This window comes from Arthrobacter sp. P1_A5, assembly GCF_056406825.1.
In genome coordinates this window covers 1-10628 of record NZ_JBFTZL010000130.1, presented here as the reverse complement: position 1 = coordinate 10628, position 10628 = coordinate 1, and the positions used below count along the sequence as shown (strand labels likewise).

Annotated in this window: 8 protein-coding genes; 4 read left to right on the top strand and 4 right to left on the bottom strand. The window is 67.5% G+C overall.

What is annotated here, in order from left to right; all coding sequences use genetic code 11:
• A partial coding sequence (locus AC1D1S_RS15505; RefSeq protein WP_476994852.1) for a GntR family transcriptional regulator occupies positions 1 to 408 on the bottom strand: 408 nt, incomplete at its 3' end.
• A 187-nt stretch (positions 409 to 595) separates the two neighbouring features.
• Between AC1D1S_RS15505 and AC1D1S_RS15500 the strand changes: the two genes are divergently transcribed.
• Positions 596 to 2503 carry an AMP-binding protein gene (locus AC1D1S_RS15500; RefSeq protein WP_476994853.1) on the top strand — a complete coding sequence of 636 codons (1908 nt, stop codon included), beginning with the start codon at positions 596 to 598 and terminating at the stop codon, positions 2501 to 2503.
• An 18-nt stretch (positions 2504 to 2521) separates the two neighbouring features.
• On the opposite strand, the gene AC1D1S_RS15495 is transcribed toward AC1D1S_RS15500, so the two are convergent.
• Positions 2522 to 3460 carry a LysR family transcriptional regulator gene (locus AC1D1S_RS15495; protein WP_459385980.1) on the bottom strand — a complete coding sequence of 313 codons (939 nt, stop codon included), beginning with the start codon at positions 3458 to 3460 and terminating at the stop codon, positions 2522 to 2524.
• A 241-nt stretch (positions 3461 to 3701) separates the two neighbouring features.
• Here AC1D1S_RS15495 and AC1D1S_RS15490 point away from each other — a divergent pair, with 241 nt between their 5' ends.
• Complete coding sequence (locus tag AC1D1S_RS15490) at positions 3702 to 4820, top strand: PrpF domain-containing protein (RefSeq protein WP_243179566.1); 1119 nt, start codon at positions 3702 to 3704, stop codon at positions 4818 to 4820.
• Positions 4821 to 4830: 10 nt separating this feature from the next.
• Entirely contained in the window at positions 4831 to 6276 is a 1446-nt protein-coding gene (locus tag AC1D1S_RS15485) for an SLC13 family permease (RefSeq protein WP_243179565.1), read from the top strand.
• Positions 6277 to 6615: 339 nt separating this feature from the next.
• Here the strand turns inward: AC1D1S_RS15485 and AC1D1S_RS15480 are convergent, their stop codons facing one another.
• Positions 6616 to 7335 carry a response regulator gene (locus AC1D1S_RS15480; RefSeq protein ID WP_476994851.1) on the bottom strand — a complete coding sequence of 240 codons (720 nt, stop codon included), beginning with the start codon at positions 7333 to 7335 and terminating at the stop codon, positions 6616 to 6618.
• Positions 7332 to 9047 (bottom strand): sensor histidine kinase, encoded by a 1716-nt coding sequence (locus AC1D1S_RS15475; protein ID WP_476945386.1) that lies wholly within the window; start codon positions 9045 to 9047, stop codon positions 7332 to 7334. The genes AC1D1S_RS15480 and AC1D1S_RS15475 overlap by 4 nt, the downstream gene beginning before the upstream one ends.
• Positions 9048 to 9184: 137 nt before the next feature.
• Here AC1D1S_RS15475 and AC1D1S_RS15470 point away from each other — a divergent pair, with 137 nt between their 5' ends.
• Positions 9185 to 10552 carry a cation:dicarboxylate symporter family transporter gene (locus AC1D1S_RS15470; protein WP_476994850.1) on the top strand — a complete coding sequence of 456 codons (1368 nt, stop codon included), beginning with the start codon at positions 9185 to 9187 and terminating at the stop codon, positions 10550 to 10552.
• The last annotated feature ends 76 nt before the right edge of the window (positions 10553 to 10628 follow it).

Here is a 10628-nt window from a genome sequence, read left to right as displayed (position 1 = left end):
GTCGATGGCCGCGTCCAGCCGCCCGACCAGCCCGTAGTAGTCGTGCAGGGCCGGATCCTGGCCGCCGATCAGTTCCGGGGCCTGGAGCAGTTCGCGCCGCAACGCATCGAAGGTTGCGGGGTCGCCGCGCTCGGCGGCGAGGGCGGCGGCCCTGCCCTCGAGGGTTTCGCGCAGTTCGAACAGTTCGTCGATGTCGTCCAGGGAAATGTCGGTGACGACGACGCCGCGGCCGCCCGCCGTCGTCGTCAGCCCTTCGGCCGTGAGCCGGCTGAGGGCCTCCCGCAGCGGGGTGCGGGAGATGCCGAGGCGCGCCGACTGTTCCACCTCCGCGAGCACGGTTCCGGGCAGGAGGCGCCATTCGATGATGTCGTCGCGCAGGGCCGCGTAGGCCTTGTCGCTGGCGCGCATCCTGCCTCCTTCGGTGGTGGCTGTGTCGGGATGGAACATCATCAGTGTATACACGCCACGGCCCTTTGCCCAGCAATTGCCGCCTGTGGTGAACAAATAGCCGAGTTGTGTATACATGACCCTTGTATCGCCGGTCCGCCCCGGTTTACCATGGCTGCATCACAACGTCGTGGACAGGATGTACGTCATGGTCACCAAGAGCTACCGGGCCGCCTACGAACGGAGCCTGGAACATCCCGCAGAGTTCTGGCTGGAGGCCGCGGAAGGGATCTCCTGGCAGACGCCACCGCAGCAGGCCCTTGACGCGGGCCGGGCGCCGCTCTACGACTGGTTTCCGGACGGGGTCCTGAACACGTCGTACAACGCCCTCGACCGGCACGTCGCCCAGGGCAGGGGTGAGCAGGATGCCCTGGTCTACGACTCAGCGATGTTGGGCATCCGGCAGAGCTATACCTATGCGGAACTGACGGACCTCGTGGCCCGGTTCGCCGGTGTCCTGCGCCGCAGCGGCGTCGGCAAGGGCGACCGCGTGGTGATTTACATGCCGATGATCCCCGAGGCCGTGATCGCGATGCTGGCCACCGCACGGCTCGGCGCCRTGCACTCGGTCGTCTTCGGCGGGTTTGCTCCCAAGGAACTTGCCGCCCGCATCCGCGACGCAGCCCCCGCGGCGGTGGTGGCGGCGTCCGGCGGCATCGAGCCGTCGCGCCGGATTGAGTACCTGCCCGCCGTCGCCGAGGCCCTCAGTATCGCCGGCGCCGCCGGAACCCCGGTGCTGGTCAAGGCCAGGGACGGCTTCGCCTCGACGGTGGCCTCCATGGCGGCCGAGCACCCCGAATGGCTCGACTGGGACACCGAGATGGCCTCCGCCGAGGCGGCCGCGCCGGTGGACGTCAAGGCCACGGACCCGCTGTACATCCTCTACACCTCGGGCACCACCGGCTCGCCCAAGGGCGTGGTGCGGGACAACGGCGGCCACGCCGTGGCCCTGAAATGGACCATGGAAAACCTCTACGACGTCGGTCCCGGCGACGTCATGTGGACCGCCTCGGACGTCGGCTGGGTGGTGGGCCACTCCTACATCGTCTACGGTCCGCTGCTGGCCGGCGCCACCACGGTGCTGTACGAAGGGAAGCCGGTGGGGACGCCCGACGCCGGCGCGTTCTGGCGGGTCATCCAGGACCACAAGGTCAACGTGCTGTTCACCGCGCCCACCGCGCTGCGGGCCATCCGCAAGGCCGACCCTGAGGGCCGGTTCCTGGACAAATACGACATTGCCAGCCTGCGGACCCTGTTCGCGGCCGGCGAGCGGCTGGACACCGATACCTTCCACTGGGCCTCCCGGGTGCTCGGTGTTCCGGTGGTCGACCACTGGTGGCAGACGGAGACCGGCTGGGCCATCTGCGCCAACCCCCGCGGCCTCGGCGGACTGCCGATCAAGGCCGGGTCGCCGAGCGTCCCGATGCCCGGCTTCCGGCTCAACGTCGTCGACGGCGCCGGCGGGGACGTCGAGGCCGGCATGGAAGGCAACATCGTCCTGGGCCTGCCGCTGCCGCCTGGCACCCTGACCACGCTCTGGCGCAACGACGACCGCTACATTTCCTCCTACCTCCAGGCGTTTGAGGGCTACTACGCCACCGGTGACTCCGGCTACCGGGACGAGGACGGCTACGTCTTCGTCATGGGCCGCACAGATGACATCATCAACGTCGCCGGACACCGGCTCTCCACCGGCGCCATGGAACAGGTGATCGGCCAGCACCCGGCAGTTGCCGAATGCGCCGTGATCGGCCTCGCCGACCCGCTCAAGGGCCAGCGGCCCAGCGGCTATGTGGTCCTCAAGTCCGGGGTTGACGTGCCCGAGGACGTCCTCGTCAAGGACCTGATCGCCCTGGTCCGGCGCGACATCGGGGCCGTGGCGGACTTCAAGCACGTCACCGTGGTGGACGCTCTGCCGAAGACCCGTTCGGGAAAGATCCTGCGCAAGACCATGCGCCAGATCGCCGACGGCGAGACCTACGTGGTGCCCTCCACGATCGAGGACGCCGGCGTGATCGACGCGCTGATCGACACCCTGCGCCCCGGCCCTGCGTGACCGGAGCAGCCTCGTGGTCTAGTGATAGTCGCCGGCCCGTTCGCGGGCGATTTCCAACAGGGTGGAGTGGAAGGCCACCTCGGCCGGGGCATAGACCTTGTCCTCCCGCTGCGCCAGCAGTATCCTCCGCAGCGGGGCAGCGGAACCCAGGCTCAGCACCTTCACGTCGGGATGCTGAAGTGCTACGGCGGTCTTGGGCACCATGGCCACGCCCATTCCCACGCTGACCATKGCCTGGGCCTCCTGGTAGTCGTTGGCCAGGAAGGCAATCTCCGGTTCGAATCCGGCGTCGTGAGCGGAGCGCTGCAGCACCTCCACGACGGGGTGGGCCTCGGCGCGCACGATCCAGGACTCGTTGCGCAGGTCGTCCATGCTTACCTGCTCACGCTCGGCGAGCGGGTGGCTGCGGGCCACCAGGATGACGGTGCTCTCCCGGAAGACCTCGGTTACGCGGATGGAATCGTCCCGGAACGGGTTCCAGGGGTAATCCCAGAGCAGGCACAGACCCGTGACGCCGGACTGCAGATCTGCGACGAGTTCATCGAAGCGGGCGCTGCGCAACGAGAGGCTGATGGCCGGGTAGCGCTTTTTGAAGGTCCGGATGACGATGGGCAGGAAGGATCCGGCCAGGGTTGGGAACGTACCCACGGTCAGGGAACCGCGTCTTAGGCCCGCAATCTGGCCCAGGTCGGACCGGGCTGCCTGCATCTGCCAGACGATCTTGCGGGCGTGGCCGGCCAGAACCTGGCCGGCCTCGGTGGGCACCACCCCGCGGGAGCGACGGGTGAGCAGAGGCTGCCCCACCTCCTGCTCGAGCTTGCGCAGCTGCTGGGAGACGGCCGAGGGCGTGTACATCATCAACTCGGCCGCCGCGGTGATCGAGCCCTGCTCCACCACCTCCAGCAAAAGCGCCAGCCGCCTTATATCGAACAAATCCTGGCCTTCGTCCTTTAGCAACGCTTCACCCTTCTTCGCCTTTGGTTCATTCCCTGCCGGGACCGGGCCTCCCTTGAGGACTTCGAGCACTTTTCCTGGCAACGGACGCTTTGCAGCTGGGGAATAATCCTCCAGCGCTCTATGAGTTAAGCAATCCTACATCCCCCTGAAAAAATCCAACATTGTCTAAAGTTGTGATCTGGCTCAATCTCTTTTCAGGTCCTCATTCAAGTCTGAGGCACGAGGAGAAGCGGGAAAAACCATGAAGATCGAAGCCCAATGGATGCGCGGAGGCACCAGCAAGTGCTGGGTGTTCGAAGCGGAACATCTTCAGGCGGGCGGCACCAGCCTCGATGTGCTGCTGCCGCGGCTGTTCGGCAGCCCGGACCCGCGCCAGATCGACGGCGTCGGCGGCGCCACCTCGACCACCAGCAAGGCCGTGATCCTGCACCGGCCCGTCAGTGGGGACATCGACGTTGAGTACACTTTTGCCCAAGTGGGCGTCGAAGAGGCCGCGGTGGACTGGGGCAGCAACTGCGGGAACGGCTCGGCGGTGGTGGGTCTGTACGCCATCGAAAAGGGCTGGGTGCTCCCCAACGGAGACGTTACCCGGATCGTCACCCGCAACACCAACACCAACCAAATCATCGTCCAGCGCGTGGCCACCCCTGCCGGAGCCCTGGCCTCCGTTCCGGACGCCCGGATGCCAGGCGTACCCTTCCCCGGCTACGCTGTGGGGCTCGGCTTCCAGGACCCTGCCGGCAGGACCACCGGTGCGCTGCTGCCCACCGGAGCGGCCACTGACACCCTCACCGCCGGCGGAACCCGCTGGACTGTGTCGATGGTCGACGCCGGAGCGCCCGTGGTGATCGTCAACGCCGAAGAACTGGGCCTGGACCTGGCCAGGTACGACAGCTGGCGCGCCGGAGTGGAGCTGCAGCTGGATACCCTGGAGCAGATCCGGCGGCAGGCGGCGGTGCGGATGGGGCTGGTCCGCACAACAGCCGAAGCGGCCCGGGCCATCCCCAAGCTCGCCATCGTAGCCGCGCCCGCCCAGGCCGACCCCGGCTGCGACGCCAACGTCATGATGCTCTCCATGGGCAAGCCCCACCCGGCCCTGGCCATCACCGGCAGCATCGCCCTGACCCTGGCCGCCCGCACCCCCGGCACCGTGCTGCACACCATCACGGGTGACTCCCTGGGGAGCACGCTCAGGCTCCGCACCCCCGCCGGGGTCATCGAGACCTGGAGCGAGGAGCACGACGGGACGCTCCTCGTAGGCGTCGACCGCACGGCCCGCACCATCGCCACAACCATCATCCATCTCCCCGAGGTCCCCGGCAGCGCCGTCGCTGCCTCCCTCGCGGGAGCCACCCGCTGAGGAGACGATCATGACCAAGACTGAGCACCGCACCGCTGTCGCTGCGGACGAGACCCGGGACAACGATGCCCCGCGTCCAACCCGCCGCCGCCGAATCCTACTGGCGGCGGCCGCCGGGTTCGCGTTCCTGGCGTTGATTGCGCTCGTGCTGGGGGGTGATATCTTCAACCCTTCGGCCACCCCGCAACCGGAGCACTCCATGACCGCTGTCCAAATCATCCCGCTCGTCATCCTCGTCATAATGTTCATCGTCGCCACGAAATGGCCGCTGAACATCGGCGTGATGGGGCTGGTGGCCTCCTTTGGCGTCGGCTATTTCATGCTCGGAATGACGGACAAGCAGATCCTCGAAGAGTTCCCCGCCAGCATCGTCGTGACGATCATCGGAGTCACGTACTTCTTCAGCATGGCCCAGCGGAACGGCACCATCGACATCATCGTCCAGACCTGCGTACGCCTCGTCAGGGGCAAGACGATGCTGCTGCCCTGGGTGTTCTTCCTGATCGCTGCTGCGCTCACGTCACTGGGCACCTTCTCGCCGGCCGCCGTCGCGCTGCTGGCACCGGCGGCCATCGGCTTCGCCTACGAGTCCCGGATCCATCCCGTGCTGATGGGCGCATTCATCATCAACGGAGCCCACGCCGGCGGCTTTTCCCCGCTGTCCGTCGCCGGGGTGCTGGTGCACGACATCGCCCTGAAGAACGGATTTCCCATTTCCCAGGGCGCACTCTTCATCGCCAGCTTCGCCATCAATCTCATTCTCTCCGTGCTCACCATCGTCCTGTTCGCCCTCCTGGGCAGGCTGCGGGACGGCGAAGGCGGCCAGCATGCCGACGTCGACACCGCCCGCACCAGCCGCCCTCACGGGCAGCAGATCCTCACGCTGGCACTGATCGCGGTGATGCTCGTGTGCACCCTGGGCTTCCACTTGCCGATCGGCTTTGTCGCGCTCTCTGCCGGACTCCTGCTGGCGCTGGTCAACATCAAAGAACACCAGACGTTCATCGGCGGCGTCTCCTGGTCCACCGTCCTGCTGGTAGCCGGCATGATCACCTATGTCTCCCTGCTCCAGCACGTTGGCGTCATCGACACCCTCGCTGAGCAGGCTCTGGCACTGGGCGCACCGCTGCTGGTGGCCCTGGTCCTCTGCTACGTCATTGGGGTCGGCTCAGCCTTCGCCTCATCCACGGCGTTGCTGACCGCGTTCATTCCCCTGGCCGGTCCGCTCCTGGCTACCAGCTCGCTGAGCGCCTCAGGAACGGTCGCGGCGCTGGCTATAGCTGCCACGGTGGTGGATGTCTCGCCCTTCTCCACCGACGGTGCGCTGGTGGTCGCCAACGCCCGCGCCAACGACAGGCAGCGAGTCTACCGGCAGCTGATGGCATATGCCGGGGGAGTGGTGCTCGTAGCCCCGGCCCTCGCCTGGGTCCTGCTGGTTCCCACCGGCATCATGTAACCGCACGGCCACCGGCGACGCGGCTCCCGATAGCCAGGACGGACCCCGCCGCATGGAATGAAGTCTTCGGTCGCGGCAAGCAACCACGAAGAAGGCCCGGACACACAGAGTCCGCCGGCACCAGACCGCAGTGGGGCGGCGAATGATGATCACCCGGATCATCGCCTATTCGCAACGCGCGCCGCCCCGCTGCCCTGACACGTCAACAGCGGCCGCATGGCAGCAAGCATTCGAGATCATCCCGCCGCATGGAAACCGCCGGGACGGCATTTCGCGGCAGTGTTTCCCGGGACTACCGGCAAGTGCCCTCCCGGTGACGGGAACGGGGGAGCGGCAGGCTCACGTCCGCGGCCGGTTCCAGCGGTATTCGTTCTCCGGCCGGCCGGGGGCGCCGTAGCGGGCGGCGCGGGTGACCGTTCCGGCGTCGGCGAGGTGTTCGAGGTAGCGCCGGGCGGTGACCCGGGACATCCCGAGCGCCTCCATGACCTCGCTGGCCGACACCGCCTCGGCCTGCTGCTTGATGTAGTCCTGGACGGATTCCAGCGTGGATACGGCCAGGCCCTTCGGCAGCGACAGCTCGGACGGGGCGCGGAGGCTGGCGAAGGCCTGGTCCACATCGCTTTGGGACGCCCGGGCTCCGGCTTCCCCGGCCAGGGGTGCGGCCAGCTGCTCGCGGAACAGCCGGTAGCTGGCGAGCTTGTCCGCAAAGGTCGCGTAGGTGAACGGCTTGATCAGGTACTGGACCACGCCGGTGGCCACCGCGCTGCGGACAATGTTCAGTTCCCGCACCGCGGTGATGGCGATGATGTCCGCGAACAGTCCGGCCGCCCGCATCCGGCGTGCGATGTCCAGCCCGTGCAGGTCCGGGAGGTTCATGTCCAGCAGGACCAGCTCCACCGGATTGCCTGCCGCGGAGAATTCGGTGAGCAGGCGCAGGGCGGACTGGCCGTCGGGCGCGGAGCCCGCCAGGGTGAAACCGTCCAGCCTTTCTATGTAGGCGGCGTGCGCTGCGGCAGCGATGGGCTCGTCCTCGACGACGAGCACCCGGATCTCGCTCATGGTTGTCCCTCGGTAGTGACCGGCAGCGTAGTGGCCGGCGGTGTTGTGACGGGCAGAGTGACGCGGAACAGCGCCCCGGCCGGGCTGGTGATTGTCATGGTACCGCCCAGCCGCTGGACCGCCTGGCGCACCAGGGCCAGCCCAAGGCCGCGTCCGAACGGTCCCGGGGCCTTGGTGCTGAAACCGTGCCGGAAGACGTCCTCCACGGCCGCGGGATCGATCCCGGGGCCGCTGTCCTCCACGGTAATCTCCAGGGCGGAGCCGGTGGTCTCGACGGTCAGCTCCACGAGCCTGGGTGCCGGCGCCTCGGCCGCGGCGTCGATGGCATTGTCCAGCAGGTTCCCCAGGATGGCCACGAGGTCCTGCACGGCCAGTCCGGTCACGGCCGTCGAACCGCTGGTATTGAGGGTCAGTTCGACGCCGCGTTCGTGTGCTTCGGCTGCCTTGCCCATGATCAGGGCGCCGAGCACGGGTTCCTCGATGGAGCTCACAATGTCATCCGTGAGCCGCTGGCTCAGTTCCAGGTCCTTGGTGGCAAAGTCCAGCGCCTCGGGGCCCCGGCCCAGTTCCATGAGCGAGACGATGGTGTGGAGCCGGTTGGCGTGCTCATGGGTCTGGGCGCGGAGCGCGTCCGAGAGCGTGCGCATGGTCTCGAGTTCACTGCCCAGGGATTCGATCTCGGTACGGTCCCGGATGGTGGCGACCGTTCCGTATACAGGAGTGCCAGCGCCGGACTTCGCTCCGTGCGGGCGGGCGCCGGCAGATTCGGGTCCCACCGCGGGGCCCTGGTTGACCACCAGGATCCGCGAGCCGGTCAGGTGGATCTCATCCAGGGCGGTCCGCCCCGATTCGAAGAGTTCCTTGAGGCTGGGGGCCAGCGGCAACTCCGCGAGGGAGGGCGCAGCCTGGCGCCCGCCCCCCGCAACGCCGCCGTCAGCGCCGGAGGTGGGACCGCCGTCGGCGGACTGTTTCCTCAGCCCGAGCAGTTCGGCGGCCTGGTCGTTGTACATCACCACTTTGCCCCTGGGGTCGATGAGGATCACGCCCTCACGCACCGAATGCAACACCGATTCGTAGTACGCGAAGAGCTGGCCCAGCTCTTCCGGGCCCCAGCCGCGGGTCACCCGGCGCAGGTACCGTCCCAGGAGCCAGGCCGCCGCCGACCCGCCGGCCAGCAGCGCCAGGCTGATGGCCAGCAGCGCCGGCAGCCTGCCGGAGAGTGCGACGTCCACCGTCCGGACCGTCACGCCCGCGGCCACGAGCGCCCGGACCTTGCCGTGGGCGTCCTTGACCGGGGCGATGGTGCGCACCGACGGGCCGAGGGTGCCGGCCACGACTTCCGTGAACACCTGGCCATGGAGGGCTGCGTCGATGGAGCCGATATACGGTTTGCCCAGTTCCTCATCGCGCGGGTGGGTCCAGCGTGTGCGGTCCGGGGCCATGATCGTGATGAAATCCGCGTCGGCGTCGTTCATGGTCTTCAGGGCATACGGCTGCAGCAGGGCCGTGGGATCGGCTGTGTCCGCCGCCGCCAGGACGAAGGGGGCGTCGGCGACGGCGGTGGCGATGCCGGCCATCCGGCGTCCGGCCTCGTCGTAGGCGTGATCGCGCGCGTCCACGAACACGGCCGTACCAACGATGGCCGTCAGGGCCACCACGAACAGCAGGTTGGCCGCAAACAGCCTGCGGGCGATGCTCCAGCGCCGGATCATCAACACCTTCCATGACCAATATGAACGCAAGGGTGATGCGCGTCACCTTCTCATCAATGATGGGGTTACACGCAAGAAGGACAAGAGCGGACCACAGCCAGGACCGCACCAAGTCCAGCCTATCCAAGGAGAACACCATGGCCTCTCAACGAGGAGAGTCAGCAGCACCGGCCGCCGCTCCGGCCAAGAAGCGCAAGGGACTGGACAAGTCCCACTACCTCTACATCGCAGTCATCGTCGCCGTGATCGCAGGTGCCGTTATTGGCCTGCTGTTCCCCGAGGTCGGCAAATCCCTCAAGCCGCTCGGCGACGGCTTCATCAAACTCATCAAGATGATGATTGCGCCCGTGATCTTCTGCACGATCGTGCTCGGCATCGGCTCCATCGCCAAGGCCGCGACGGTCGGCAAGGTCGGCGGCCTGGCGCTCGCCTACTTTGTGGTCATGTCGACCTTCGCCCTGGCGATCGGCCTCGTGGTCGGCAACCTGATCCACCCGGGCGAGGGCCTCAAACTCGCCCCCTATGATCCGAACAAGAAGGCGGCGGTCGACAGCACCGTTGACTTCCTGCTGGGCATCATCCCGGGCGACATTCCCGTGTTGCCGACTCTCCTCGCCGCTATCCTGGTCGGCTTCGCGCTGCAGAAGATGGGCCCCCAGGGAGCCCCGATCCTCAAGGCCGTCGGTTACGGCCAGGCCCTCGTGTTCCGCATCCTCATCATGATCATGTGGCTGGCCCCGGTCGGAGCCTTCGGCGCGATCGCCGCGGTGGTCGGCGCCACCGGCTTCCAGGCCATCATCAGCATGGCGACCCTGATGGGCGCCTTCTACATCACCTGCGCCCTGTTCATCGTCGTGGTCCTCGGCGGTTTGCTCAAGGCGGTCGCGGGCGTCAGCATCTTCAAGCTCATGAAGTACCTCGGCCGCGAATACCTGCTGATCTTCTCGACCTCCTCCTCCGAAGCCGCGCTGCCCCGCCTGATCGCGAAGATGGAACACCTCGGCGTGTCCAAGCCTGTCGTCGGCGTCACGGTCCCCACCGGCTACTCCTTCAACCTCGACGGGACCGCCATCTACCTGACCATGGCAGCACTCTTCGTCGCCAACGCCATGGGCACGCCGCTGGACCTTGGCGCCCAGGTTTCCCTGCTGGTCTTCATGATCATCGCCTCCAAGGGTGCCGCCGGCGTCACCGGCGCCGGCCTGGCCACGCTGGCCGCCGGACTCCAGGCGCACGCACCCCAGCTGCTGGGCGGCGTGGGCATGATCGTCGGCATCGACCGGTTCATGTCCGAGGCGCGCGCCCTGACCAACTTCACCGGCAACGCCGTCGCCACGGTGCTGATCGGCACCTGGGTCAAGGAGATCGACGGCGGACGCGTGGACCGTGTCCTGGCCGGTGCCGAGCCGTTCGACGAAGAGACGATGCTGGCCGGCCACTCCGGCGTACAGGATGCCGCCGAACAGCCCGCACAGCCGGCACAACCGGTCCTGGCACACGCCTGAACCGACGCCTGCACCGTCCTGACCCGCGCCGGAACCGGCGTGAGCCGCACCCCGGCCTTAAACTGACCGGAAGCAC

What these genes read in the sequence shown, in the direction of transcription:
- AC1D1S_RS15480 (WP_476994851.1), bottom strand. Translation starts at nt 7,335, where the DNA reads ATGAGCGAGATCCGGGTGCTCGTCGTCGAGGACGAGCCCATCGCTGCC.
- AC1D1S_RS15485 (WP_243179565.1), top strand. Translation starts at nt 4,831, where the DNA reads ATGACCAAGACTGAGCACCGCACCGCTGTCGCTGCGGACGAGACCCGG.
- AC1D1S_RS15475 (WP_476945386.1), bottom strand. Translation starts at nt 9,047, where the DNA reads ATGATCCGGCGCTGGAGCATCGCCCGCAGGCTGTTTGCGGCCAACCTG.
- AC1D1S_RS15470 (WP_476994850.1), top strand. Translation starts at nt 9,185, where the DNA reads ATGGCCTCTCAACGAGGAGAGTCAGCAGCACCGGCCGCCGCTCCGGCC.
- AC1D1S_RS15490 (WP_243179566.1), top strand. Translation starts at nt 3,702, where the DNA reads ATGAAGATCGAAGCCCAATGGATGCGCGGAGGCACCAGCAAGTGCTGG.